The organism is Vibrio harveyi (genome assembly GCF_030060435.1).
In the GTDB taxonomy this organism is placed as follows: domain Bacteria; phylum Pseudomonadota; class Gammaproteobacteria; order Enterobacterales; family Vibrionaceae; genus Vibrio; species Vibrio harveyi.
Genome location: NZ_CP125876.1, coordinates 1108155 through 1135138 on the forward strand (window position 1 = coordinate 1108155; position 26984 = coordinate 1135138).

Here is a 26984-nt window from a genome sequence, read left to right on the forward strand (position 1 = left end):
TCGAATGAGTTTTTAGATTTTATTGATAATTAGGGGCAGGGATTTTGTTGGAATGCAGATAAAAAACACCCAGCCGAAGCTAGGTGCTTGAACAAAAATAGCAATATTTATTTTGGCTTGAGTTAGACAAGCTTCGCAATCACAGTTTCAATGGCATCAACCACTTGCTGTGACTTTGGCTCGTTTAAGGCGTCACGATGAGGTGCCGCAAAAGCTTCAATGTCGTTATCGAAGTAAGCGCCATGTGCTTGTGCAAACTCATCCGATAGTGCGGCACGAATTAAAATGTCAGCACCCAAGCGAATATCGCCGCCAGCAATGCCGTAAGCGTCTTTTACCATCTTGCTACCAAGTAGAGACTTTGGATTGACTGATACAACCATAGGACCGACGTTTCTCAACTGTAATCCCATCACGCGTGACCACATGGTAAGTGCCAGTTTGCTTTGTGCATAAGCTTCACCGTCTGACAACGGTTTGTCACCCATTAATGCCTCAATGCTAACAGGAGCTTGCGCAGCAGAAGACAAGTTCACCACACGCCCTGTATTGCCAAGCAACGGAAGTAACTCTTTTGTCAGTAGGTAAGGCGCAATGGTGTTGACTGCAAAACGCACATCTAGGTTATCTTGAGTTCTTGCGTTTGGTGTTGCGTATACGCCAGCGTTATTGATGATGACGTCCAGCTTGCCAAAGCGCTCTGCTATTTCTGCAACCATCTGTTTCACGGCGCGTGGAGAAGACAAATCCGCAACAATACTTTCGACTTTACCTGCGTTTATCTCAATCAAGCTCTGTTCTACGTTTTGGACTTTTTCTTGGTTACGACCGTGCACGATCACATGATGCCCGTCAGCCACTAACATTTTCGCTGTTTCTAAACCAATGCCGTCTGTAGAGCCTGTGATCAGGATGATTTTTTGCATAGCTGAGATTCCTTATGAATTCGATATGAAACAATCATAGTGGCATCTTCCGCATTAGACTATTGAGGGCGTTGGGGAAACACTTTATAGGAAAAATTGAAAATCAATCTATTGGTGTTTTTGTGGGCGAATCGACGAATTCACCCCCTTTGAAATGCTATGGTTATTTTAAGCGTTGCTTAAGATTTGAGCAGCTTGTTTAACTTAAAATATACTCAGCCAAAGAGGTCTCTATGTTAGGTGAAAATCACTCATTAACTCATGAATTCCCAGAACATTTGGATACCATCACTCAACTGACAGCTAACGACTCCGCGTTTGCTGAAAACGCTAAAAACTACAACACGCTCGACAAAGAAATCCGTGAACTCGAATTGCGAGGAAACCCAATCGACGACCATGAAATGAACACTTTAAAACACAACCGTGCAGAACTAAAAGACTGGCTTTACTCAAAAATAATGAGCGCATAATCCTTCAAGTGCTTCATCAATGGCGGCTCGAATCTTCGAGCCGTTTTCGTATCTGCAAGATGGGTTGTTAGCTTAAGCACGCTATTTAACGGGTAGATGCCCAGTCTTCACCCAGATCACCGTTTCTTGTTCCACAAAAGGAAAGTGCTCACTCATGTGCGGACTGCGCAACCATGTGTGAGTTGGATACTCACCAAATTCGTCTCTAAACTCGCCCGATAATACAAAGATCTCTTCGCCACCAAAGTGACGGTGTGGCTGGAATCTTTCGCCTTTTGGCCACTTTACCAGCGCCACATGTTCGTGTTCGAAATCGTGCAATGGCATCACCTGCAATCCGCCAATGCCCGGTAGCCAATCTGCTTGATGAGTATGAATTCGTACCGTTTCAATATCGCTTGGATCAAACTGGTTGAGTTTTACCAAGATTACACAGCCTTCACGACTAAAAGGCGCGTGTTGGCTGCCCGGAGGGTTGCGTATATAAGTTCCGGCAGGGTAGTCGCCATGTTCATCGGAAAACACCCCCTCAAGCACTAAGATTTCTTCCCCATACGGATGAGGGTGGGTAGCAAACGCTGAGTTTGGCTCGTACTTCACTATGCTGGTGGTATGTCCTGACTCTTTAGCTTCACGCTCTAACGGTTTACGCCACACGCCAACAGCAGGGCTAGCGATCCATTCCTGTTCTGCGGTTTTAATCACCAAGCGTTGTGAAAAATCCATGTTTAACATAGTTGCTTCCAGTATTTGTTTATATCCAGTACGTATATCCAAGCATCTTGGCGTCATCTGGGTAATAAAGCGATTCTAGTCGCTTTCGCGTGTTTGCCAACCAGGAGTTTTCACAAGGTTAGGTATGGATTTTTCGAGTGATACGGAGGTCTTGCCGGTTAACCTTATGATTATTATTGATAATTTACACATAAGTTAATTTTACAAATTGTTACATGCTTCGCTTTTTTTACTCTTTGTTATGTTATAACATCCGCGAAATATTGAATGGTGTTATAACATAACAAAATAAGGAAAAACGTAGTGAATAAGAAATTGGTCTCTTTAGCGGTTGGTAGCTTGTTTGTTTCCCCAGTTTTTGCCGATGCGCTTTCGAACCCTCAGATTGGCGTAGTGCTAGACGGTTACTATCAAGATGGCCAACGTCATAACTCAGAGCGTGAAGAAGGTTTTGGTCTTGGTCACACTGAGTTGAACATGTCTGCAAACATTGATGACAAATTCCATGGTGCGCTAACAGCAGTGTTAGAAAGCCATGGCAATGAAACAGAATTGATGCTTGAAGAAGCTTTTGTCGAGACACTGGCACTTCCATACGGTCTCAATGTTCGTGCTGGTCGATTCCTGTCTGATTTTGGTTACCTGAACAATCAACACATGCACACTGACAGCTTTGTGGAGCGTCCGATTGCTTACCGCACATTCCTAGGCTCGCACTACTACGATGATGGTGTACGCGCAAACATTGTGTTGCCAACGGATCTGTACGTGAAATTTGGCGTTGAAGCATTAAGTGGTAGCAAGATGTCTTCTGTTGAAGAAGGCTCCAAAGTAGGCGTTTATACTTCTACGCTGAAACTAGGTAATGATTTCTCAGAGTCGTCTAGCTGGCAGTTTGGTTTAAGCTACCTGCGTAACGAAAACGGGAAAGTGAAAGAGTTCGAAGATCACGACCACGGTCATGGTCACGAAGAGGAGCATGGTCACGACCATAATCATAGTGCAGCAGTTACTGGTGCAAACCTTTACGGTGCAGATTTCGTATGGAAATGGGCTCCAGATGGTAATTACAAATACAGCAACTTGACACTATCAGCGGAATACATGTTGTTGGACGGCGTGGTAGACAGCAAGTTTAAAGATGATGCGGAGTCGCCAGATAACCTAAGCGCATACTACGTATCAGGTGTTTACCGATTTAACCCAAGCTGGTCAGCAGGTCTACGTTACGGTGAAGCAGAAAGCTACGATGGTCATGCTCACGGCGACCATATGCACTTCTCTGCACTGAGTGATAAAGAGATGGATGCGATGATCGCGTGGGATTCTTCTCACTTTGGTACTATCCGTGCGCAATACACTCGTATCGATAACCAAGACAGCGAAACAGATAACGTATTTACTCTGCAATACGTTATGACATTTGGAGCGCATGGTGCACATGCGTTCTAAGCTGACACTGACTCAATGCAGTTTAGCGATGATGGCGGCGGGGGCTGCCATCATCTCTTCGCCTGCTTTGGCTCTCAACATCTTCGTTTGTGAGCCAGAATGGAAAGCCTTGTTCGAAAGCCACGCACCAGAAGCCACCATCTATTCTGCGACCACAGCAAAGCAAGATCCGCATTACGTCCAAGCTCGCCCTTCTCTAATTGCTAAGATGCGCCAAGCTGATATGGCAATGTGTTCCGGCGCCGAGTTGGAAGTAGGGTGGCTACCCATGTTGCAAGTACGCAGTAGCAATGCTGCGGTACAAAACGGCGCACCGAGTATGATTTACGCAACGGATTTCATTCGAATGTTAGATACTCATGACTACGTCGACCGTAGCATGGGGGACATTCACGCCCATGGCAATCCGCACGTGCAGTTTGCAGCCAACGATATGATTCCACTCTCGCATGCGATCACCGAGCGTTTGAAAAACATCGATCCAGATAATGCGCAAACGTACCAGTTTAATGGCATGAAGTTTCGTGCGCATTGGCGTAAAAAACTCAATGAATGGAATGAAAAAGCCGCGCCATTAAAAGGGAAGCAAGTGGTGGGATATCATGCGACTTATCGTTATTTGTACGATTGGCTTGGCATGGAGCAAATTGCTGACTTAGAACCAAAACCGGGTATCTCGCCAACCACATCTCACCTGCAATCACTCACCAAGTTAGATGCCAATAGTTTTGATGCGATTGTTTACTCATCTCACCAAGACCAGCGTCCAGCAAATTGGTTACAGCAGCATACAAACAAACCTGTGATTCAACTGCCACTGACGGTTTCTAAAGGTGAAAGCTTGGATGAAATGTACGATCAAGTTATCGACGATTTATTGGACGTGCTCGTGCAGCCCATTCCGGTGAAGATCTAAACCATGGCTGAGTATGCATGGTTATTGCCAGCGGTGTTGTGCGGCTTAATTGCTCTGGCTGGCAATGTGGTTCTTGGGCAACAAGTTCTCAATCGACAGATCATCTTTATTGATTTGGCGGTGGCACAAGTTGCCGCTTTGGGAACTGCGCTCAGCCATTATTGGTTGAACCAATACGCACTGTTTTCAGGCTCCTTCTTTGGTGAGATGGTTGGTCCTTGGGTGATGTCGTTATTGCTTTGCGGTCTGATCGCCGTAATGGAGAAGCGATACCAACAGCATTTAGAGCCGATGATCGGCAGCCTGTTTGTAGTATCCGCATCGCTGGCGATTTTGCTCGTGAGCAAAGACCCACATGGCGGTGACTTCATTCAAGGCATCCTTAATGGTCAGTTGTTGTGGGCAACGTGGGCGGACGTTTGGCCTTTGGCTTTGATAACCGCGGCGATGCTGCTGTTGGTATGGTTCAAGCCTGAGTTTATGCTGGGCAGTGGCTTCTATCTTATCTTTGCTATCTTGATGCCGATTACGGTCAAGCTCACGGGGATTTACTTAGAATTTGCGTTGTTGGTGATTCCGGCTTTGTGCGCCGCAGCATTGAAAGGGATTCGGTTCTTTATTGCGAGTATCAGCATTGGTATTGTCGGAATACTATCGGGCATTGCTGTTTCGGCTCGTTACGATTTACCAAGCGGGGCGAGTATTGTCATCACCTTGTTTATCGCAGGTATGTTGTTCAATCTTTTGCTGCAACCTTGGTTGCTCAAATCGCAATCTGCTTGCAAAGGTCAAGAGCATATCGCGCAATGATAAAAAGGCTCCGCATTCACGGAGCCTTTTGTTTAGCACTGCTTTTTCTTATTAGTAACGCTTGATCAGTCTTCGTTTATAGACCAATTAGCCACTCTATCTGTTTCTATTTTAGCAAGATTTGAAAATAGGGAGAATTTGAGGCTGAATCGAATCTGTCAAAGTGTTATCCAACGCAGGGAATAATTGATTGATTCCGGTTTCCGATAAGCCCAACCACGCCATCAAACTTGCATGCAATTGATCTGAAGAAATAGTGGGAATAACACGCCCACGAGAAAGCAAATACGGACTATGTTCAGATAAATCCGGGTACTCACCCACAATTGCTTTTCCTGCTACACCACCGCCCATGACTAAGGTGTGACTTGCCCAGCCGTGATCCGTGCCATCGGTGCCGTTTGGAATCAGAGTTCGACCAAACTCAGAGTGAGTAAATGTCGTCACTTGCTCAAACAACCCATTGTTTTGTAATGCTAATTGGAACGCTGCCATTGCTTCTGCCAACTCTTGCAACAAACCAGTTTGACGGCTGATTTGTGCTGAGTGAGTATCAAATCCTCCCAACTTACAACTGAAGTACTGAGCAGGATGTTGGAATTGATCTTTATGCAGAATCAGCTTGAACACCGCTTTCAATTGCTTACCGATTCGTGTCTCAGGGAAAGCATCGGTGATCTCGGAATTCAGAATCGAACTAAACTGTTCATACATTCTGGTGGAATCTACCGCGACACCTGCGTAATGCGATTGAAAAATATTGTTGTAACTGCCGGTACTTTGCAGTTGATCGAACAAGTCGCGTGAACGTTGATCATTAAAAATATCGCTTGGAGGTTGAGAACCCACCGAGTTGGATTGTGCTTCAATACAATTTGTCCACACCTGTGTACCGCCAATATCAAACATTGGCGATAGTTCGTTTAGATTGCGCAGCATGGTACCTAGCTCGGTGGATGTCTTTGCACCAAAGCCTTCTTTCGATAAAGACTTGGTCGCATGAGACTGAACCATGGTGGATTGATGCGAGTGGCTGAACAGATGCGCTGGTCGCGTACTTTCGCCATATATCACGTTGTTTACGCGTTGAGTCAGTGGTCCTAGGTTAATCACAGGTACAAGGTTCGCGCTGTCCCAGTAAGGTTTGAGCGCCGCCATGGCAGGGTTGAGCGCCAGCTTTGCGGTGTCGTTCACGGCATCTAGGTAAATACACGTAGTTTCATCCAAAGCCAAATTGCCACGTAGGGCGCGATATTGAGCGTTGGCATTGGCTGCCGTTGGAATAAGCATGTTGTAGCCATCATTACCGCCTGCAAGGTCAATGCCGACAACGGCGCGATATCCGTTTTGGCATTGACTAAACGAGTCAGCAAAGGCAGGAAATGCCGCTAGGTTCAGCGCAGAAATACCCACACCAGCGGAACTTGCTTGTAAAAATCGACGTCGAGTTAAGTTCATGATGTTTACCCCTGTGTGATGAATTCTGGTGAAAGCAGTGCGTTCATGACGAGATTCTTAATCTCTTTGCGCCATTCCGGTTTGCGTCCCGGACACTGAGCGAGGTAATCGAGATAGCATTGGCGCGCTTGCTCACTCATTTGAAAAGCGAACAAATGCTCGTTGAGGTAATCAACAACCCCTTCATCATCAAACGCAAGGTAACGGGTGAACAAGGTTTCATCCATGTACCAATCTTTGTTTTCCTGTTCGAAGCGAGCAATCAACTCACGGAACTGAATCCCGTATTGGTAAATGTCATGCCATTGATACACATTAAACTCGGGTGCCACCAAACCATTAAAATCAGGATGATTTGGCGCGTCATCAGGTTGATAGTAATAAAACACAGATGGGGCAGATAAAGGCAACGTTCGACTATACCAATTGAATTGTTTTGGCCACATCATCACACCGTCACGACGCTTCACTTGCAGAGTGCGCATCGCATGAGTAAAGACAGATAGCGGGTCACGCAATTTGCCCACTGAGTTACCAGAACGCAGGGCGTCTTTGTCAGTTAAAATCGCAACTACTAGAGTTTGCATGTCGCCATCAGAGCGTTTAAATGCCCGGCGGACACGGCGAATGTAGCCCGCTCTCGGGTTACTGGTCACAAGCTTATTGATGAAGAACTTGGTTACAAAAGTGTAGAGTGTGTTCTGCTTCATCAAATGCTCAATCACTGCTTCCAGTTCATCCTCTGCACCTACACCGGCGGGGAAGGTTTTACCAAGAATACGCTTTTCGCCCATGTCGTGTTCGCCGCGTGGCAACATCGGTTGGCTGTATTTGTCATTACCGCGGATATCAATGAACTTCCAGCCGGTAAAAACACGAGCCAGTTGTTCAATATCTTCTTGGGTGTAAGATGCCATTTCGTTACCTTCGGCATCCAAACGGACTTCACCGTTATTGCGCAGCTTGACAGGACCAAGAGTGAATAACTGCAACAGCTCTCGCGCGTAGTTTTCATCTGGTGCAGTGAGCTCATTAGAAACGTTGTTTACGAAGGTTAGGTATTCGCCCATGATTGGCGATTTCGATACAAAGCGAATCACATCACGGAAGTTCGCAAAAGCGTTATCGAGCAGCCCATCGAAGTAATTACACATGTAACGACGCTTAGACGCTGCACTAAATGCTGGGTCTTTTACGCTCACGACAAACAGTTGAGAAAGGGTATAACCGATGCGTTGACGCAGAATATCGTTGCCTTCCACCGTCATGCGCGTCCAACTGCTGGCGTAATACAAGCCCTGTCCTAAGTCGGGAACATTCAACTCATCTTGTTCAAAGTGAGTAAGCCAAGATGAAGAAGGGATAAGTGTTTGTTGAGCGACCCAGTTTTCAATGCTTCCTGATTGAACGAGGTCATTAATGTCACGTTGGGATGGTCCAAACGTGCACTGTTGCAGCGTTCTTGCTGCATCTATGTAAGCCTGATTCATTTTATCTCCCGTAGGTATTGTTATCTTTGTCAGGTGAGGCGTCTTTCTCGCATCCATGTTTAAAAGCACGCTGTATCTTTAAAATCGTAATCCAGATTTTTGATAACAAGAATGTAATACCCACAGGTTTATTGTGACTTTGCTGCATAATCTAAGAATTAAATGGGTGAGCTTTAAGTGAAAGGCTGCTTATTCAACAAAAAGCGCATTTGTTACACAGCAACATCGATAGAACAGTGACGGAAACGCATTATTTGGCAAACTATAATCAAGATGTCTTGATTAGTTCACATCCGACTCCCAGACTGTTTCTATAGTTTATGAAAGACCCTGCGTACGAGAAGCGCAGCTGTAACGCGACTAAGCATAAAAACAACAAACGCTAGGGATAACAGCGAATTTGTAATCTCAACATTTAAGGAAGACCAAGATGAAACCGGAAAAAGTAGCAGTAGTCACTGGTGCGGCTCGTGGTATTGGCCAAGCTATTTGTGAGCAATTACTGGAGGATGGATTCCACGTAGTCGGGCTGGATATATCGCCTGTGGAATGGAGCCAGTCAGCGCAGTTAAGCAGTTATCAAGTCAATTTGTGCGATGCCGCAACCGTTAGCGAAGTGGTAGATAGTATCGTAAAACAGCATGGCAGAATTGATGCGCTGGTTAATAACGCCGGCATTACTCGTGATGCATTGCTGCCAGACATGCTAGAGCAAGATTGGGACAGCGTTATCGACGTGAACTTAAAAGCCGTATTCTTACTAACTCAACGTGTTGCCCCTGTTATGCTAGAGCAGGGGGAGGGCAGTATTGTAAGCATTTCTTCTATCGTGGGAACGGATGGCAATATCGGTCAGAGCAACTATGGCGCAAGTAAAGGCGGCGTTATTTCAATGAGCAAAGGCTGGGCGAAAGAGCTATCGAGAAAGGGGGCACAGATCCGCGTCAATTGTGTCGCGCCAGGTTTTATCGCCACCGACATGACCAAAAACCTACCAGAAAAAGTCATTGAAATGATGGAAGGCAAAACCCCATTAGGTCGAATGGGGTCAGTACAAGACATCGCTAATGGTGTGTCCTTCCTCACCTCTGACAAGAGCGCTTACATTACAGGACAAGTGCTCAAGATTGACGGTGGTTTAGTGCTTTAACCAACGAACTAAACCTCAAATAACAAACGCCCTTCATCTGAGTGAAGGGCGTTTTTGTTGGATAGAGTCAAGTTAGTTATTGGACCCCGTTTTCCATAAAAACAGGTTGAAGCTGTTAATCATAAAAACGCTTAACAGCCTCATTGGCGCCTCCATATAAACGATTGAGCATTTTATTGAAGTTATAGCCAAGACTTTTCTAACTTCCCTATTTTGAGTTTAGAAATGTTTTTGTATGTGAAGTAAGAGCGCAATTCTTCGTTTCTTATTCAATAATAGAATGGAAAAATTAGTTGGATCAGAGGTTAACCTTGGAGGAAGTATTACCACTTTTATTCCCTAAATTAATCCATTAATATTTCCGTACTTATCCAAATTTTTAAGCTCACCAAACTCTTCAATGTCTGCGGCTTTTCTTTTTTCAATCTCAGCTCGCTTAGGCCATCTGCAAATACTACTTATAGGGTATTCAATTACGCCACTGGGGTAATTTGAATTATACACATAAATCACTTCTTCACTATTCGATAGATCGCAATTTAGAGCAGATAACATCTCTACAAAGTAAGCATTATGTGTAACCCCTCGAGAGTTTGCACTCCAAAGGTAGACTTCATCATCTTCAGCATTACTTGGATCATCACTATCAATACGAATACCTTGCCAAATAACATTGGTAGTAAAGGGATTGTCGGCATGGCGTGATTGCATGGTTAACTCTGGAAAACTAAAGCGTCCCTCATTGTCAGTTGTCGTGTAATCATGTATTTCATCATCGGTAACATCGATAAATTCATAGCTTCTTTTTAATTTAACACCAGGTAAGGGGGAACCATTGTTGGTAAGTTTTCCAGTCACTGGAGGGAACAGCTGAACCGTTTTCTTTCTAAACATTTTGTTCTCCAAGCCAAAATCTGAAAGTGTAAAAACTAACAGAAAACTGAGGTGTGTTAACGATAGTAAACCTCTAAGCATTGCCAAACTATTGATATGCATATGGTTTGTCTCTGGCATGCTATATGCCGAAAACAGAACTGGCAATATTGTCTAAGGCAAGATAGTGATCAATTTGGATTTGTTGTCAAAAATGAGACGTCAGTTCATTGGAGCGGCTTGCTATTATATTTACCGTTAACAGGAACCTTCATTTTTTCAATCGTTTATTAGACTGAAACCTCCTTAGATGCGTTATGCGACAGCCTCTGGACAGAAGTTATTTGTTGTTAATGTCCTCAAATGATTATGTCCAACAATGAGTTTAGAAATGTTTTTGTATGTGAAGTAAGAGCGCAATTCTTCGTTTTTTATTCAATAATAGAATGGAAAAAATTAGTTGGCTCAGAGGTTAATCTTGGAGGAAGTATTGTCATTTTTATCCCCTAAATTAATCCATTAATATTTCCGTACTTATCCAAATTTTTAAGCTCATCAAACTCTTCAATGTCTACGGCTTTTCTTTTTTCAATTTCAGATCGTTTAGGCCATCTACAAATGCTGACTATAGGGTATACAATTACGCCACTGGAGTATTTTGAGTTATACACATAAATCACTTCTTCACTATTCGATAGATCGCAATTTAGAGCAGATAACATCTCTACAAAGTAAGCATTATGTGTAACCCCTCGAGAGTTCGCATCCCATAGGTAGACTTCATCATCTTCAGCATTGCTTGGATCATCACTTTCAATACGAATACCTTGCCAGATAACATTGGTAGCAAAGGGATTGTCGGCATGGCGTGATTGCATGGTTAACTCAGGAAAACTAAAGCGTCCCTCACTGTCAGTTGTCGTGTAGTCATGTATTTCACCATCGGTAACATCGATAAATTCATAGCTTCTTTTTACTTTAACACCAGGTAAAGGAGAGCCATTGTTGGTAAGTTTTCCAGTCACTGGAGGGAACAGCTGAACCGTTTTCTTTCTAAACATTTTGTTCTCCGAGCCAAAAGCTGAAAGTGTAAAAACTAACAGAAAACTGAGGTGTGTTAACGATAGTAAACCTCTAAGCATATCCAAACTATTGATATGCATATGGTTTGTCTCTGGCATGCTATATGCTGAAAACAGAACTGGCAATATTGTCTAAGGCAAGATAGTGATCAATTTGAATTTGTTGTCAAAAATGAGACGTCAGTTCATTGGAGCGGCTTTCTATTATATTTTCCGTTAACAGGAACCTTCATTTTTTCAATAGTATATTAGACTGAAATTTCCTTAGATGCGTTATGCGACAGCCTCTGGACAGAAGTTATTTGTGGTTAGCATCCTCAATTTTTATGCCTAACAATGAGTTTAGTTAAGCTTGAAAAATTAAAAAAATGTCCTTCGCTTAGGTTAAGGGCGTTTTGGTTTCAAGATAAAGGCATAAATATTTGGAGAATTAAGTTGCCAGTTGTTTACTCGGTATAACAAAACGCAACTGGTCTATCCGTAAAGCACAGATGTAATATCCATAAAAAACATGGATTATGCATATGAAAAAATTATCGCTACTCGCTCTGCTTGTTCTCTCTGGCTGTAACCAGCAAAACACCACGCCTTCAGCGCCAAATCACAATAGCCAATATCAGAGTTTTAAAAAAACACAGGAGCTTGCTGAAGAACTTAAAGCTCAGCCTACAATTGATGACCAATTTGCTCTGCTGTATCGAAAATTTGATTACACATTAGACAGAAGCGACTCCCTGACTGGTCGTGATGAAAACAAGGACGGAATACGCGACGATATTGAGGCATTCATCAATGCGTTAGAAGTGTCAGAGCCAGTGCGTAATGCATTGAAGCAAGATGCACGTCAAACTCAGAAAAACCTATATTACGATTGGAGTGAAAAGACTGAGGCTAATATTGACAAAGCCATGGCGATAGGTGACGAATACGATAAAGTCATCGCATGCAAAGATTTTGTCGGTATTCCAGTGGATGATTCAATCGATACGTCAAAAACAATCACAGCACTAACATACAACACTAAAGCGAGAACCATGGCTTATCTTGCTTACAATCATTTGCAAGATGGTGCAGTCAGTACATCGCTTCCAGCTGAGGAAAAGTACTGTGAATAAACTAACAAGTGTTCTTTTGCTTTGATCTCCAGTGATAGTGACTTTACAAGTCTTGCCACGAGATTGAGAGAGTCGGAGAACCATGTCATTGGTGTTGGAAAAGCAATGACACCGACTTCATTTAAAAACGCTTGTGATGATTTTGTTGCTATTGAAAACTTGAATGCTGATGTTGAACTGGGGGGAGCACAACCTAACTCTAGTCAAGACGCTGAACGTGAACTTTGGCGATTGATGCATCAGGCATGGCAAAACTATAGAGACGAGTCAGGATGGGCTAAACTTGGTGAAATTGGTAAGTATTTGAAGAGATTGAAGCCAGATTTCGATCCTAGAAACTACGGATTAAAGAAGCTGTCTGATTTTTTTGACAAGTATCCGACACGCTACAAAACCCCCAACACAAAACGTTCTGGTATGGAGTTTCAGTTGATAACAAAGGCGAGCAAACAGAAGTAATGGGTTTTCAGGTAGATTCAATAGATGTGGTGACTCATTATTGCCCCTTTCCGTGCTAGTGTCACGTTATCCTACTAATAGATGATCTGAATTCGAGAGCACAAAAGAAAAAACCAAGGACTTCACCTTGGTTTTAGTTGAATTACCTTGTTCAGATCAATCGAGGCGACGGATTAGTTTGGCAGGTGTACCACCATATAAGCAATCTGGAGGAACATCAGTGTTCACAACTGATCCCGCTGCAATTACGGAGCGAGCACCGATAGTTACCCCTTGGTTAATCACAACATTACCACCAATCCACACATCATCTTTGATACTTATTGGTTTGCATATAGTTGCCCACTTACGGCGCTTTAAGTGATTTAAAGAATGACTTGCAGTGTAGAACTGAGTATTCGGCCCGATTAATACGTTATCTCCAATGGTGATCTTTGCCCCATCCAACATTGTGACATTCATATTGATAAAGCTACTCTTGCCAATAGAAATGGTTTTGCCTATTTCACAATGAAATGGAGAGCGAATAATGCTAGAGGTAGATATTCCACCCAACAACTGCGCTAGAACTTTCTGGCGATGAGACTCAACAATGGTTTGGTTGAGTTCAAGTAAGAGCTTTGATGTGTTGTCACGAATGTCATTTATTGCTTGATCGCCGCCATCATAATCTTCACCAGCCATCATCTTTTCAAATTCAGTCATAATCTTCCTGTGTATACAACCGATGGTTTTTGCTTAGGTGTGGGATAATTTAGCGGAACAAAGGTTTCAATAGAAATGAAATCTAGTCGATAGTGATTTGCGAAAATGGAATATCTTCTTTGTTGTGGAACCAAGTACCATAATCCGATTAACCTAAAACGTTTCTGTCCAGAACCTTCACAGTTGGCACTTTGTAACACAGAAGTGCCCCAAAACGTGTTTGAGCTAGCTCAGATAACAACGAGGACTGGTAGTATTTCCCTATTTCTGCCTATACCATAAGTGTGTCTAGGGAATCACGGGGCATACCGATTCCTCTTTATTGTGCAATGGTTTAGGTTAGTGAAATGGCATAACACTATATAGTGAATGGAATCCTTGATGTTAGATTGTGAATTTAATTACTTTGATAAACTTTTCTTAGATTTAAAGGAGAGAGAGCATAGTTATTGTCCATACAAGCTTGTGATCGAGACATATCTTTATAGAAATCTTTCAAAGAAAAGGAAAACGAAACCCCAGCCAAACCGAGATGAATCTTTTTGGAACTCAAAGCTTGTTTTTGACATTCCACTATCAACATATAAAACTGATATTTTCATACTTGCGTTAACACGCTACTTCGCACAGGATATCGCCAAAAATTTCAACTTAATGACTAAGATTTACGTAGAGTCTCCAGTGACTATTCGCACTGCAATTCGTCGTTCTCAATTGGTTTTAAAGAAAGAGCATGCAAAGTGGAACGAGATTAGAACACTAGCCAGTCAAAACCCACATGAACTAGTAGAACTCATCACTACATGCGAAGCATTCCAATCAGCACATAAAGACAGGCTAAATTTAGTAAAGGAATTCAGCGAACCGTTACAGTCTTTAACTTTGTTTGAGTTGATGTCATTATCTGCTGCTTACTCATTTAAACACTTAAAGGAACAGGCTGTTTCGTTTGACGGTGGGCTCATAAGTGCAGATTCACAGTTAAGAGCGTTAACAGAGTTAATGCAATGGAAGCTGAGACATGTATCAAATGAGAGTTTTACCTTAAACGATATCAAGATTTCACAGTCTTTAAAGAAATATCATGCTCCTCTAATCTTTCCTTCAAATGAAGATAATTCTAGAGCAGAGGCTTTTTTAGAAATTTTCAGCCAATTAGTGCAAGCTCAAGTGGAGCTCGATGAGTTTATATCTCAGAGTGTTTATCCATTCTGTTTTGATGATTCACTTCTTTTTTCGGTCAAAAATGAACGTTTAACACTGACGCATCTAGATAATGGTTTAGACGATACATGGGAGCGGAATGGAAATCGACAAAAAATGCTTAGGGGTTATTGGTTTAACTTAGCAGTAAATGAGTTCATAAGTTCTGGTATGGCTTCCAAACAAATTGGAACAAGTGAGAACCATGAAAGTAACCAACTCGCTTACGTCAAAGCAATAGCAAGTTCACTCGAACTTCAGAAGGTGTATGGATTTGCATCATCCGTGACCATTAGTTCAGGATTCAACGTCAATCTGCTCCAGGCACTATTAGCTCAAGAGCTAATGATATCTTTTTATTTAAAGGAGTATATCGAAGCATTTGATCGAGAGTATGCAGAAGTAGGTGATTGGAGGAAAGCCATTGGATTAGTGACCATACAAGGACTAGCGACAGGACAAAATCGATTCCCCATCACATGGTCGCTTTGGAAAGATAAGGTCAATAATATTGTCGGATGGACGGTATCGGATGATTTCCCTAATGGTAATATCAATGCAGCTAAAGCAATTTTAGATTTCTGGTGCCTTGATTTGGAAAAAAGCAGTGCGCTTTTGAAAGCCTCACCGACCTGTGAACTTCAACAACTAACCGAAAAACCTGTCTTCAAAATCGGTAGTTATTGTGTTCAACTCCCTTGGCTAATGTCAGCTCAAATAAGTTCAGTTAATGCTGTAAATAATCTACGTCGATTTGCAAATCAACGTAGCTCATTGAAGGATGAGACAACAAGAATCGAAAACCAGCTGGGTGATGAATTCAAGCTCAGAGGGTTCTCTGTGTTAAAAAACTTTACCGCTAAAAGCTGTGGGGGAGCAGAAGCTGGGGAAATAGATTTAATTTGTGTAATAGATAATATCGTGATTGTTATCGAAGTTAAATCTACGTATTGCAGAACGACCAAGTCTGAAATCTTTTATCATCGAGATAAAACCTTACGCAAAGCAGGTATGCAAGTGAGGAAGAAAGTTGATGCAATAATAAGGGAGATTCAAGTAGATGATCAGCTTAGGAAAACTTTAAAGTTAACTACCGATACTCCCAACGTAGTTGGGTTGATTGCCGATACATCCATTGAATGTGACCATGAGTATTTTTCAGGTTTTATGAAGGTAACAATAGAAGAGCTTCTTATTGCATTAGCCGACAATGCTCACTTCTTATGTAACCAAGAACAAAAACTCTCGTCATCACTAGCGTCAGGTGAACAGGCGAACTTTGTTTCCGAAGCGCACTCATTGTACGAAAATGGGTTTAGTGGTAAAGAATTTCTAGAAGTTATAGAGCATTCTAGAGTCTGGGAAAGTGCAGGTCATTTTAATTGTGGTAAGTCCTGAGAAACCCAGATAATTTCAAGGCTATCAATTTACGGTTCACCTGTAACTCACTTCTGTCCCAAAACGGCCCTCACCAAGCTAGAACAATACGAATAAAAAACGCCCTTCTTATCTCTAGGAAGGGCGTTTTTCTTTTGTTTAAATTACCTAGGTAGATTACCTTTCACGCACGTAGGTCGTTTGAACCAAGGTGTCTAGCACCACTTCGCTCTTGGTCACTTTAAAATGGAGAGGCTGTTGCAAATCACCAAACAAAGGTGCGCCGCCGCCAAGTAGAATAGGGAAGCGCGTGATCACCATTTCATCGATAAGATCTTCTTTCAAAAAGTTCTGAATCGTCACACCGCCGTCGATGTATAGTTCGTTAAAGCCTTTTGCATTCAGGTCAGTAAGCACATCTTTTAGCTCGCCTTTTACTAAAAAGACTTTGTCTTCGTAGCCCTGTGGGACTTCTGTCATGGTATTGCTGAGTACGAACACGGGTTTACTGTACGGCCAATCACAATCAAAACTCAGCACAACATCTAAGGTATTACGCCCCATGACTAAGCCGTCAATACGTTCCATTAATGGGAAGAAGCCAGTATCAATATTGTCGGGATTTGGTACGGATTGTAGCCAGTCGAGTTTGCCTTGTTTATCTGCGATGTAACCGTCCAGACTGGTTGCAATAAATACGATATTTGCCATGAGTACCTCATCAAAGTAGTGATGCTTGAGCCAAGCTAAAGTATGGGTTAAAATTAATTCTACAATGTAGAATAATACTGAGTTTATCGAGAAGATCAAATGTCTGTCAACGAAAAGAAACGTGGAAGACCGACCGCAAAGCAGTCACAACTGAGTGCAGAAAGCATTTTGGAGTCGGCTAAGTTATTGATGAAAAAGGAAGGAAAGGTACCAAGTATTCGCCTGCTAGCGACCCAATTGAATGTGGATCCTATGGCGATCTATTACTACTTCAAAAACAAAAATGCTTTGCTTGAAGCGTTAACAACATCGTTGGTGGAAGACATTTATCAACCGCAAGCAAATGAAGATTGGCAAAGCGAACTCAAACACCTGTGCGTTAGTTATATTGAGCTGTTGCGTGAGTATAACGGGCTGTTGCAAACCATGTTGAGCATGACATCCCACGGACCGGCTCAAGTGTTTACTGAGCGCTATCAATTGATTGTTCAACCCTTGGGTTTATCCCAGCAAGTAGAGAAAGACAGTTTGGATCTGCTGGCGGATTACTTACACGGTTTTGCGCTGTCGATTAGCTGTTGCCATGATGCGAGCTTGATTAAGACTGATATGTTGGATGGACCGTTAAGTCTGATCTGCTCATCATTGTTGGTATCTCGAACCTAGCTCACATTAACGCGCTGTTTGGGTATATACCCTGAAAGAAATTCCCATAACCAAAGGTTCTAACTAAAAGAGATTACAGGACTTTTATTTGGTTAATTAGACCTAATATCTTGGTTATGCCCGAAGCGAAAGGCGAAGGGATACTTTCAATAATGCTTGCTGGCGTGCTAGAGCCGTCAGTTTGAAGATGCATTCAAACACAATAAGGGATAACAATGGCTAACGAATACATTCCACCAAAAGTTTGGACAAACGATAATGAAAATGGCGGTCAGTGGGCGAGCATTAACCGTCCGGATTCTGGCGCGCGTCATGAGCAAGAGCTTCCAGTTGGTGAGCACCCATTTCAGCTTTACTCAATGGGTACGCCAAATGGTCAGAAAGTGACGATCATGTTTGAGGAGCTTTTGGCAGCAGGCGTAACAGCAGCTGAATACGACGCATACCTGATCAAGATCGGCGATGGTGACCAATTTGGTTCAGGCTTTGTGTCAGTAAACCCGAACTCGAAGATTCCGGCTTTGGTTGACCGTTCAGGTGCCGAACCGGTGAATGTTTTTGAGTCTGGCAACATCTTGTTTTACCTAGCAGAGAAGTTTGGTCACTTCCTACCAACAGAAGGCGCGAAGCGCGCTGAGGTAATGAACTGGTTGTTCTGGTTGCAAGGTTCTGCGCCATACCTAGGCGGGGGTTTTGGTCATTTCTACGCGTATGCACCAGAGAAGTTCGAGTACCCAATTAACCGCTTCACTATGGAAGCCAAGCGTCAACTAGACGTGCTGGATAAGCGCCTTGCGAACAACGAATTCCTAGGTGGTGACGAGTACAGCATTGCCGATATCGCAACATGGCCATGGTACGGCAACCTTGTTCTGGGTCGTGCGTATGATGCGGCAGAGTTCCTAGATGTGGCGAGCTACAAGAATGTTGTGCGTTGGGCGAAAGCGATTGATGAACGCGAAGCCGTACAACGTGGTCGTATTGTTAACCGTTCATGGGGTGAAGAGTGGGAACAAGTACCTGAGCGTCACAGCGCTGCAGACATTGATTCCGCACTAGCGAAAAAGTCTGCGTAATCGCTTCATCGTACTAAACGAAAAAGGAATGCCTGTGCATTCCTTTTTTTGATCCCTAGTGGTGTGTTTTCTCGATTAAGAAGTCGATAAGCACTCGAACCCGCTTGGCTTTTTGGGTGTTCTTGTGAAAGTAAACATATAAGCCAGAATAGGGCTGCCAATATTCTTCAAGCACAGGCACCAACTCTCCAGTGCGAAAGCCCTCTTGTACGATAGGCGTCACAATACGACCAATGCCTAACCCGTTGATTGCGGCGTCAACCATGAGATCGGTGTCGTTGACGATCAGCGCGCTTGGCATGTCGACGGTGATGGCTTCCCCTTTGTTGTTTAACTTCAGCGGTGCGATTTGATTAGAAGAAATAAAGCGGTATTGAATCAACTTATGCTTTTTTAAGTCTTCTGGCGTATTGGGTAAGCCGAACTGCGCGACATAGCTTGGTGATGCAAATAACGCTTCTTTCACTGGGTGAGTGAGCTGACGTGCAATCATTCCTTCTTCCACTTTATCGCCAAAGCGGATACCCATATCGAACCCTTCACGAATGATATCGACAGTTTTATCGGAAACAGAAATTTCCAACTGGATATCGGGATAACGTTGGCAAAACTCAATGTAGATGGGTTTGAGCAAAGATTGATAAACAAAGCGTGGCACCGTGATACGAACTTTGCCCGATGGCACTCGGCTCAAATCACTTACACTCTCGACTGCGAGGTTAAGATCAGACATGGTAGTCAGTGTTCGATCGTATAAGCGTTGCCCTGCTTCTGTCAGCTCAATGCGACGAGTGGTGCGGGTAAATAATGGCAAGCCGAGTTGTTCTTCCAGCATTTTTAATGCCTGACTCACCGATGGTGGTGCGATTTCTAACTTACGTGCTGCGGCGGTGATGCTGCCTTCTTGTGCAATAGTATGGAACATCATTAATTGATTGTAGGTGGTGCCGTTCATGTTTCATCCTAGTGTTGCGTTTATTGTTAGTTTCTACCTAATAATAATTTAAGTAAAGAGCATCTAAAACTAAAGGTTAATCCAGCGTATTCTCTCTCCATCGGTTAACGCTTCGAAACAGAGGAATCACGATGAGCAAAGTACTGGTAATTTCAGGTCACCCAAACCTAGATGAGTCATACACCAACACAGTTATCCTAGACGAGCTAAAAGCAGGGCTTAGTGATATTGAAGTTCGTCGTTTAGACACTCTGTATCCGAACTACCAAATTGATGTTGAGGCAGAGCAAACTGCGCTTATGAGTGCTGATGTGGTTGTGTTGCAATTCCCATTTTACTGGTACTCAGCACCGGCGTTGTTGAAAAAGTGGGTAGATGATGTATTCAGTTTTAACTTCGCTTACGGTCCTGAAGGCGACAAGCTAAAAGGCAAAGACTTCATTCTGTCATTTACGATTGGTGGACCTGCAGAGTCTTACGATCCACTTGGTTACAACCACTTTACTATCGAGCAGTTTGTTTACCCATTCCAACAAACGGCTTATTTGGCGGGTATGAACTATCGTAAGCCAGTTTATACCCATCGTATGGTGTACATTCCAAATGTGTATAACAAGTTGGAAGAAGTGCAAGCACGTGCAAAAGATCATGCGAGCCGCTTAGCTGCACAGATTGAAGAAATCACCGCTTCACCAGAGAGCCGTATGCAGACATTTGTTGCTGAGTGGTTCGCCAAATTTGATGTTTTAGAAGAAGGGACGGAGTTCTTCACAGACAAGCTAGCGCAAGACGTGAAATGGTCGATGCCAGAAGGTGAATTTTTAGGTCATGATGGCTTTCGTGATTGGTATGCGATTGCCCGTGCGACTTTTAAACCAAACTGTGACCACGACGTTCAGCAGATCGAAGTGAAACCTAATGGTGATCGTTTTCAAGTGGAACTGCGTATTCGATTAACAGCAGACAGTTATGATGATTCGATGATGAAAGGTGAAGCAGTCAACTTAAACGTTAATGAGACATGGCAAGTGTCGATTGATGAGAGTGGACGAGTCATCATTCATGAATACAGCGTTGTTCCAGTGGTGAGGTAACGGCCCTTAGCTAGCAATTCATTGCTTTCGCCCTAAGCCCAGATGCTTAGGGCTTTTTTTATTTGTTTAATATCTAAAAAACGAGCGCCATATTGACGCTCGTTTTCTCTAGATTATGTGCAGCTTAAATTAAGCAACAGATTGTTCCCGCGCGGTGTTCTGATAGGCAGGTAATTCCGATCTCAAGCCTTTGATCAAGCTGACACACATCAGCAATAGAACAAAAGTGAAAGGTAAACCTGTTGCCACCACCCCGGATTGAAGCGCTTGCAAGGCCTCTTTACCACCAATCCACAGCATTACCGCAGCGATAGAGCCTTCGATACATGCCCAGAAAATGCGTTGTGGTACCGGCGCATCAATTTTACCACCAGCAGTGATGCTATCGATAACCAGTGAACCAGAGTCTGAAGAAGTGATAAAGAACACTAAAATCAGAACAATAGATAATACCGAGATGACCGAGCTAAACGGCATTGCATCGTAAACGTGGAAAAGGGTTAGTGAGATATCTGTAAGACCATTCGCACCCAGCTCGCCGACTTTGTTGACCACTTGATCAAGTGCGATACCGCCGAATACTGCCATCCAAATCAGTGTTACTGTGGTTGGAATAACGATAACAGCGAATAGGAATTCACGAACCGTACGACCTTTCGAAACTCGAGCGATAAACATACCGACGAATGGTGACCAAGATACCCACCACGCCCAGTAGAAGACCGTCCAACCATGCATCCATTCGGTATCATCTCGACCGTGAGGGTTACTCAGTGCGAAGATGTCTTTTGCGTATGCGACTGTGGTATCCCAGATCGACGTTGTTGCTACATCAAAGCTGATGAATAGCACAAAAGCCAGTAGAGCGAATGCCACCGCCATGTTGATGTTACTCAGTAGCTTAACGCCACCGTCGATGCCTCGAACAACAGAAAGTACGGCAATAAAGGTTACGAATGCGATAACGATCATTTGCATGCCAATGCCGCCATCCAGACCAAATACATGGTTGATGCCGCTCGTTGCTTGCTGTGCACCCAGACCAAGCGAAGTCGCAAGACCAAACAGGGTTGAAAGTACCGCAAGAATATCAATGACGTGACCTAACCAGCCCCAAGCTCTATCACCAAATAGCGGGTAGAACGCAGAGCGTAATGAAAGTGGTAAGCCTTTGTTGAAGGCGAAGAAAGCTAGCGAAAGTGCCACGATGGCGTAAATTGCCCAACCGTGAATACCCCAGTGGAACATGGTTGCACCCATAGCCAGGGATTTCGCTTCCTCTGTGTAAGGCTCAACATTCAGGGGCGTGCCATACCAGTCAGTGAAATAAGCCGTTGGCTCAGAGACACTCCAAAACAGAAGACCGATACCCATACCTGCGGCAAAGAGCATTGATAACCAAGAAACGGTTGAGTGTTCTGCTTGTGCATCTTTACCACCAATGCGGATTTTACCTAGTGGTGACAGTAAGACTGCGATAGCAAATACGATGAAAAAGTTTGTTGACCACATGAAGAACACATCGAAGTCAGAAATGATGCTGTTCTTTACGCCATTTAAGGCATCACGGGCTGTTGAAGGATCAACGATTAATAGAGAAGCAAGACAGAGAAGAACAAGACCAGCACTAATCCCAAATACTGGATTGTGGATATCAAATCCCCATTTTTGAACGTTATCTTGACCAACCTGATAGTCGGTAGTGTCGATACTATATTTTTTTAGTGCATTATCCATAAATACAACATGTACGCTTTATTAAATGTGCCCTTCTTGAGTAAGAAAAACACTAAAACCGCCCTCCAATTGTTTTGAGTTCAAATTAAAAAATGCGACGCAATCATAATGTTTTGTGTAAAACAATGCAAATTGATGGTTTATTTAAAGGCATTAACTACGTTTTAATGTGATTTTTGGTTGAAAATGCAATGAGGTGTAATGTTTTGATGTGTAAATATTTGCTTTTTGTTGTAGAGGAAGGTTTGTTCAAAAGGGAGGGGCAAAGCACGTGAGTGGTCACAAATTCGCGTGATTCTCGATAGACATGTTTGGCTAACTTATAAACACAAACTCCAACCGACTTCGCATTCTTTTCGACAAATATCGAGTAAACGTAACCAATCGTAACAGAGCTGCTGTAACTGAACAGCGTTTCCATATACTCGACTTAATTTGTAAGCCACAGAATGCTGCTATGAGAAAAAACACTTTAATCAATGCTACGTTAGCGACCACCTTGACCGCTGTTTCTGCGTTTAGTTTTGCTGCTCCTACCGTTGTTCCTAATGCCCCAGAGTTAAGCTCTCGAGGCTATGTTTTAATGGATTACCACACTGGCACTGTGCTGGTGGAACGTGATGCCGACAAACGCCTAAACCCGGCGAGTTTGACTAAGTTGATGACCGCTTATGTCGCGGGGCAAGAAGTGAAGTCAGGCAACATTAGCCTAGACGATGAAGTGGTGATCAGCCGCAATGCGTGGGCGAAGAACTTCCCTGATTCTTCAAAAATGTTTATCGAAGTTGGTACCTCGGTTTCGCTTTCCGATCTTTACCGCGGTTTGATTGTGCAATCAGGTAACGACGCCAGTGTCGCGATTGCTGAGCACGTCGCCGGAAGTGAAGCAGGCTTTGTTGGTTTGATGAATAGCTGGGCGAACCAGCTTGGTTTATCGAACTCTGCCTTTACCAACCCACATGGTCTAGACAGTGACGGTTTGTACTCGACCCCGCGTGACATCGCAACGCTAGGTCGTGCCATCATCCGTGATCTTCCTGATATCTACCCGCTGTACAGTGAAACGTCGTTTACCTACAACGGCATTACTCAATACAACCGTAATGGTTTGCTGCGTGACCGTAGTATGAGCGTTGACGGTATGAAGACGGGTTACACCAGCGGTGCCGGTTACAGCCTTGCAACGTCTGCTACCAATGGCGACATGCGTTTGGTCGCGGTCGTTATGGGAGCAAAAAGCCCGAGTGTACGTGAATCAGAGAGCAAACAGCTTCTGAGTTACGGTTTCCGTTTCTTCGATACTGTTGTGCCAACGCAAGCGGGTAAAGAAGTCGCAACAGCACGTGTTTGGATGGGTAACCAAGACGAACTTAAAGTTGGCGTTGAACGCGATATTTACCTAACGCTACCGAAAGGTGACGTGAACAAGTTGGAAGCAGAAGTGGAATACAACGGCGACCTAATGGCTCCGATTCAACAAGATCAAATTGTTGGTAAAGTCCTATATAAAGTGGATGGTGATGTAGTGAAAGAAGCGGATCTCGTCGCACTTGAGCCAGTAGAAGAAGGCGGTATCTTTAAGCGCCTAGTGGATTGGTTCAAGCGTTTGGTTGCAAGCTGGTTCTAACCTTCTTTTTTCTCTGATTTTATTTGAAGCCGCATCTTAGTTTTAAGTTGCGGCTTTTTGTTTATTTAAAGCTCAGTTTTTTCTCCCAATGGTTTCCCACAACGCCAATACAAGGATGACAGGAAATCTTGCCATTAGAGCAACATTTATATGACCGTGACATTTATATAAAAATCGATTCTTATGCGCACTTGGGAATGTATCGGATTGATGTTATTGTTCGCTTATAAATCAGATGCTTCTAAAAAGAAAATTCTTAATACAATCGAGATGGAACGTAATACTTCGTGAGAAAAAGCTATGTTGTCACTTTGCTAGCGGCACTGCTTTGGGTAGTGGTCGCTTTTGCTTTACACGATTACTGGCGTAAGGATTCGCCAAGTGAAAATATTCAACAAATCATCAGCCAAGATCCTCAGGTTTTGCTTGCTAAATCAGCTCAAGGTGAGGCATTGCTGGATGTCAGTGCATTGGCGTACAGTGATCCGGAACGCGCACAACAAGCACTGGCTGCAATCGGCAACACCTTTTCGACTGAGCTTGAAAAATCCTACGCCTTGTATCAGCAATATCGTGTTGCTCGTGCGAACGATGAGCCACAACTGGCGGCAGAGTATCGTGGGCAGCTCCAGACCATCGCTCGTGAAACTGAACAACCTTGGCTTGATGCAGTACTTTTGGCAGACAGTGCCATGCAGCACACCTTGCATGGGCGTAATGATGTTGGATTGACTGAGATCAAACTTGCCATTGATATCGCCAAAAAAGAACAAATTAACTCTCTATTGCCACGGTTCTACAATATCGCGGGGGCGCTGAATAATGCGACCAATCAATTAGTCGATGCCCAGCGCTATTTCCTTGATGCAATAGATATCGCCAATAAAGTGGGGCAAGAGGCCTACAAAGGGACAATCTATAACAACCTAGGGCTGCTTTATCTGCATATTGAAAGCTGGGATAGGGCGTTAGAGTTCATCCAAAAAGCGCAGCAGATTTATCTAAAGCGTCACGCTCAAGGGCATAAAGCGCGAGGGCTACAGATTCTGTATCTCAACGAAGCGCATGTTTATAACCGACAGGGTAACGTTGAGCTTGCTCGTGCTGCTTATGAGAAATCTCAAGAGTTCTACAAGGCAACCTCAACGAACCTTCGCCATCATCTAATTCAGCTGAAAGGCAAAGCTGACATGCTGTTGTTGGAAAAGCAGTTTACTAAGGCGCTCGAAACTACGCAGCAGTGTGTTATGTTGCCTTCTGCTGCTGACTTTCCAATTGAATATGGACAGTGTTATTTGATTATGTCGAAGTCTCAATTGGCGCTCGGAGACTTAGATAAGGCGATGCAAAGTGCGGCATTGAGTGCGGCTGCGTTTCGTTCGATAGAGCATCAACGTTGGCTGATTCGAGTTGAAGAACAGAAGGCAAAGATATTCGAACAACTTGGCGAGTATGAGAATGCTCTGAATTCCTTTAAGCATTTTTCTGCTAACAGTAAGAAGCAGTTACTTGGCAAAGTGTATGATTTAGAACAGGCGTTTGCGACAGAGCACATCCAGCGTGAAAGAGACGTATTGGAAGTAGAAAAACGTTTGGCGGAATCGGAGCTGGATCAAGAGAAGCTGCGCTTTCAGATTGCGATTATCTGGATAGCGGTTTGTGCTGTCGTACTGGCGCTTACGGTGTCTAAAGTCTTAGCGACGCAGCGCAAAAACCAAGAGCTTCATCAGCTTTCTTTGCTTGACCCACTGACTCAATTACATAACAGACGCTTTTACTATGATCAGATTGATCACCCTGCACAGTTAGATGCAAAAACAGAGTATCGCGTTGTGTTGTTTGATATTGATAACTTCAAAGACGTTAACGATATTCACGGACATGAGGCAGGCGACCGCGTTTTGGAAGGTTTTGCAGAACGATTGAGGCTTCATGTTCATGCCCAAGAGTTGTTGATTCGTTGGGGCGGTGAAGAGTTCTTGATGCTATTAAGAGCAACCGATGACCTAGCGAAACGTCTTGAAGAAATTCGTCAGCACATTGATGACGCGTTGTTCGAAACCGAAGAGGGAAGTTTGCACATCACTACCTCAGTTGGGGTAAGTCATGGTGGGCAGATTGATACCTTCACGTACAACGACGAATATTTCCGCCGCGCAGATAAAAGCCTCTATGAAGCGAAGCAAAACGGTAAGAATCAGGTGGTATTTCCTGACGGACGATAAAGAAGATTGGCAACATTGCTTGTAAACGAATCGGCAGATTGAAGCGTTCAATCTGCCGTTTTTGTTTTGTGCTTCATTTTTCTGTCGTTGCGGTCGCCTACTCAGCGTAGAGCACTCTTAAAGAGAACCATTCAGAACAAAAACGGAGTTACGCGTGCGCAAGATTCTATCTTTGACCTTGGCTATGTCACTTACTGGCTGTGTTATGCCTCAGCATCAACCTGTAGAAACGGGGCAATGTGTGGGGGTAATGTCATCACAAGATGCTTACGGCTACCTCAACCCAAACCATTACACCATGCAAGTGTTGGCATTGAAGAAAGAAAAAGATGTCAAAGAGTACATTCGTTACATTGACCCGAAACATCCGGTATGGGTGAACTGGAAAAACAGCCGCGGCACTCGTTGGTACACAGTGACGGTGGGTGACTTCAAGACCAAGCAAGATGCCTACAGTGCACTCTCTTCTTTACCAAGTCGAGTTAAGCAATCTTCTCCTTTCGTCATGACGTTTGCTGAAATGCAACGCAAGCAAGAAACCAGTGTAGTACGTATGCGCTAGTGCTGTTCTTGTCATTCCAATAAACACTTTGTTGTTACACATCGAGCCTTTGCAATCGGTTGGAAAGGCTCAATTGAACCATCAGTCATCGATCTTCTCCAATGTAC

24 protein-coding genes are annotated in these 26984 nt (G+C 43.6%); 14 read left to right on the forward strand and 10 right to left on the reverse strand.

Annotation, left to right across the window (positions count from 1 at the left end; all coding sequences use genetic code 11):
• Positions 1-122: 122 nt before the first annotated feature.
• The gene (locus QMY49_RS21485) at positions 123-926 is read right to left on the reverse strand and encodes an SDR family NAD(P)-dependent oxidoreductase (RefSeq protein WP_017818536.1); all 804 of its coding nucleotides are present in this window, start codon (positions 924-926) and stop codon (positions 123-125) included.
• Between the two features lie 233 nt (positions 927-1159).
• On the opposite strand from QMY49_RS21485, the gene QMY49_RS21490 reads away from it, so the two are divergent.
• Entirely contained in the window at positions 1160-1399 is a 240-nt protein-coding gene (locus tag QMY49_RS21490) for an HP1242/YdcH family protein (protein WP_005452761.1), read from the forward strand.
• An 81-nt stretch (positions 1400-1480) separates the two neighbouring features.
• Here the strand turns inward: QMY49_RS21490 and QMY49_RS21495 are convergent, their stop codons facing one another.
• Entirely contained in the window at positions 1481-2134 is a 654-nt protein-coding gene (locus QMY49_RS21495) for a cupin domain-containing protein (RefSeq protein ID WP_005452759.1), read from the reverse strand.
• Positions 2135-2437: 303 nt separating this feature from the next.
• On the opposite strand from QMY49_RS21495, the gene QMY49_RS21500 reads away from it, so the two are divergent.
• The 3 genes from QMY49_RS21500 to QMY49_RS21510 are packed head-to-tail and all read left to right on the forward strand — an operon-like array spanning position 2438 to position 5312.
• Complete coding sequence (locus tag QMY49_RS21500) at positions 2438-3586, forward strand: hypothetical protein (RefSeq protein WP_283316718.1); 1149 nt, start codon at positions 2438-2440, stop codon at positions 3584-3586.
• On the forward strand, positions 3576-4502 hold the full coding sequence (locus QMY49_RS21505) for a metal ABC transporter solute-binding protein, Zn/Mn family (RefSeq protein ID WP_283316720.1): 927 nt from the start codon (positions 3576-3578) through the stop codon (positions 4500-4502). Before QMY49_RS21500 ends, QMY49_RS21505 begins: the two co-directional genes overlap by 11 nt.
• Before the next feature lie 3 nt (positions 4503-4505).
• A complete protein-coding gene (locus tag QMY49_RS21510) occupies positions 4506-5312 on the forward strand; it encodes a metal ABC transporter permease (RefSeq protein WP_283316724.1) in 807 nt (268 codons plus the stop codon).
• Positions 5313-5423: 111 nt separating this feature from the next.
• Here QMY49_RS21510 and QMY49_RS21515 read toward each other — a convergent pair whose 3' ends face one another.
• Both QMY49_RS21515 and QMY49_RS21520 read right to left on the reverse strand, forming a co-directional pair.
• Positions 5424-6770, reverse strand: a complete 1347-nt coding sequence (locus QMY49_RS21515) for a DUF1501 domain-containing protein (protein WP_283316727.1) — start codon at positions 6768-6770, stop codon at positions 5424-5426.
• A 5-nt stretch (positions 6771-6775) separates the two neighbouring features.
• Complete coding sequence (locus QMY49_RS21520) at positions 6776-8260, reverse strand: DUF1800 family protein (RefSeq protein WP_050907469.1); 1485 nt, start codon at positions 8258-8260, stop codon at positions 6776-6778.
• Between the two features lie 430 nt (positions 8261-8690).
• Here QMY49_RS21520 and QMY49_RS21525 point away from each other — a divergent pair, with 430 nt between their 5' ends.
• Entirely contained in the window at positions 8691-9410 is a 720-nt protein-coding gene (locus tag QMY49_RS21525; protein ID WP_009697041.1) for a beta-ketoacyl-ACP reductase, read from the forward strand.
• Positions 9411-9749: 339 nt separating this feature from the next.
• Here the strand turns inward: QMY49_RS21525 and QMY49_RS21530 are convergent, their stop codons facing one another.
• Positions 9750-10304, reverse strand: a complete 555-nt coding sequence (locus QMY49_RS21530) for a DUF6795 domain-containing protein (protein WP_017189556.1) — start codon at positions 10302-10304, stop codon at positions 9750-9752.
• 485 nt (positions 10305-10789) lie between these two features.
• A complete protein-coding gene (locus QMY49_RS21535) occupies positions 10790-11344 on the reverse strand; it encodes a carboxypeptidase-like regulatory domain-containing protein (protein ID WP_283316732.1) in 555 nt (184 codons plus the stop codon).
• A 545-nt stretch (positions 11345-11889) separates the two neighbouring features.
• On the opposite strand from QMY49_RS21535, the gene QMY49_RS21540 reads away from it, so the two are divergent.
• Both QMY49_RS21540 and QMY49_RS21545 read left to right on the forward strand, forming a co-directional pair.
• Entirely contained in the window at positions 11890-12480 is a 591-nt protein-coding gene (locus QMY49_RS21540) for a chromosome partitioning protein ParA (protein ID WP_283316734.1), read from the forward strand.
• A gap of 21 nt (positions 12481-12501) precedes the next feature.
• Positions 12502-12939 (forward strand): OST-HTH/LOTUS domain-containing protein, encoded by a 438-nt coding sequence (locus QMY49_RS21545; protein WP_283316736.1) that lies wholly within the window; start codon positions 12502-12504, stop codon positions 12937-12939.
• Between the two features lie 156 nt (positions 12940-13095).
• Here QMY49_RS21545 and QMY49_RS21550 read toward each other — a convergent pair whose 3' ends face one another.
• A complete protein-coding gene (locus QMY49_RS21550; protein ID WP_283316738.1) occupies positions 13096-13644 on the reverse strand; it encodes a sugar O-acetyltransferase in 549 nt (182 codons plus the stop codon).
• A 381-nt stretch (positions 13645-14025) separates the two neighbouring features.
• Between QMY49_RS21550 and QMY49_RS21555 the strand changes: the two genes are divergently transcribed.
• Positions 14026-16245 (forward strand): PDDEXK family nuclease, encoded by a 2220-nt coding sequence (locus QMY49_RS21555; protein ID WP_283314194.1) that lies wholly within the window; start codon positions 14026-14028, stop codon positions 16243-16245.
• A 156-nt stretch (positions 16246-16401) separates the two neighbouring features.
• On the opposite strand, the gene QMY49_RS21560 is transcribed toward QMY49_RS21555, so the two are convergent.
• Complete coding sequence (locus QMY49_RS21560) at positions 16402-16935, reverse strand: dihydrofolate reductase family protein (protein WP_283314197.1); 534 nt, start codon at positions 16933-16935, stop codon at positions 16402-16404.
• Between the two features lie 99 nt (positions 16936-17034).
• Between QMY49_RS21560 and QMY49_RS21565 the strand changes: the two genes are divergently transcribed.
• On the forward strand, positions 17035-17601 hold the full coding sequence (locus tag QMY49_RS21565) for a TetR/AcrR family transcriptional regulator (protein ID WP_005452711.1): 567 nt from the start codon (positions 17035-17037) through the stop codon (positions 17599-17601).
• A gap of 215 nt (positions 17602-17816) precedes the next feature.
• The gene (gene yghU, locus QMY49_RS21570) at positions 17817-18677 is read left to right on the forward strand and encodes a glutathione-dependent disulfide-bond oxidoreductase (protein WP_009697048.1); all 861 of its coding nucleotides are present in this window, start codon (positions 17817-17819) and stop codon (positions 18675-18677) included.
• A gap of 55 nt (positions 18678-18732) precedes the next feature.
• On the opposite strand, the gene QMY49_RS21575 is transcribed toward yghU, so the two are convergent.
• Positions 18733-19632 carry a LysR family transcriptional regulator gene (locus QMY49_RS21575; protein ID WP_005452707.1) on the reverse strand — a complete coding sequence of 300 codons (900 nt, stop codon included), beginning with the start codon at positions 19630-19632 and terminating at the stop codon, positions 18733-18735.
• A 131-nt stretch (positions 19633-19763) separates the two neighbouring features.
• On the opposite strand from QMY49_RS21575, the gene QMY49_RS21580 reads away from it, so the two are divergent.
• The gene (locus tag QMY49_RS21580) at positions 19764-20726 is read left to right on the forward strand and encodes an NAD(P)H-dependent oxidoreductase (protein ID WP_283314205.1); all 963 of its coding nucleotides are present in this window, start codon (positions 19764-19766) and stop codon (positions 20724-20726) included.
• Positions 20727-20855: 129 nt separating this feature from the next.
• On the opposite strand, the gene QMY49_RS21585 is transcribed toward QMY49_RS21580, so the two are convergent.
• Complete coding sequence (locus QMY49_RS21585) at positions 20856-22463, reverse strand: BCCT family transporter (protein WP_005452704.1); 1608 nt, start codon at positions 22461-22463, stop codon at positions 20856-20858.
• Between the two features lie 457 nt (positions 22464-22920).
• On the opposite strand from QMY49_RS21585, the gene QMY49_RS21590 reads away from it, so the two are divergent.
• The 3 genes from QMY49_RS21590 to QMY49_RS21600 all read left to right on the forward strand — a co-directional run bounded on the left by QMY49_RS21590 (position 22921) and on the right by QMY49_RS21600 (position 26877).
• Positions 22921-24090, forward strand: coding sequence for a D-alanyl-D-alanine carboxypeptidase family protein (locus QMY49_RS21590; protein WP_017818550.1), 1170 nt, complete (start codon positions 22921-22923; stop codon positions 24088-24090).
• A gap of 287 nt (positions 24091-24377) precedes the next feature.
• Positions 24378-26315 (forward strand): tetratricopeptide repeat-containing diguanylate cyclase, encoded by a 1938-nt coding sequence (locus tag QMY49_RS21595; protein ID WP_038897827.1) that lies wholly within the window; start codon positions 24378-24380, stop codon positions 26313-26315.
• A gap of 154 nt (positions 26316-26469) precedes the next feature.
• Positions 26470-26877: an SPOR domain-containing protein gene (locus QMY49_RS21600; RefSeq protein WP_005452696.1), complete on the forward strand. Its 408-nt coding sequence runs from the start codon at positions 26470-26472 to the stop codon at positions 26875-26877.
• Positions 26878-26984 lie beyond the last annotated feature (107 nt).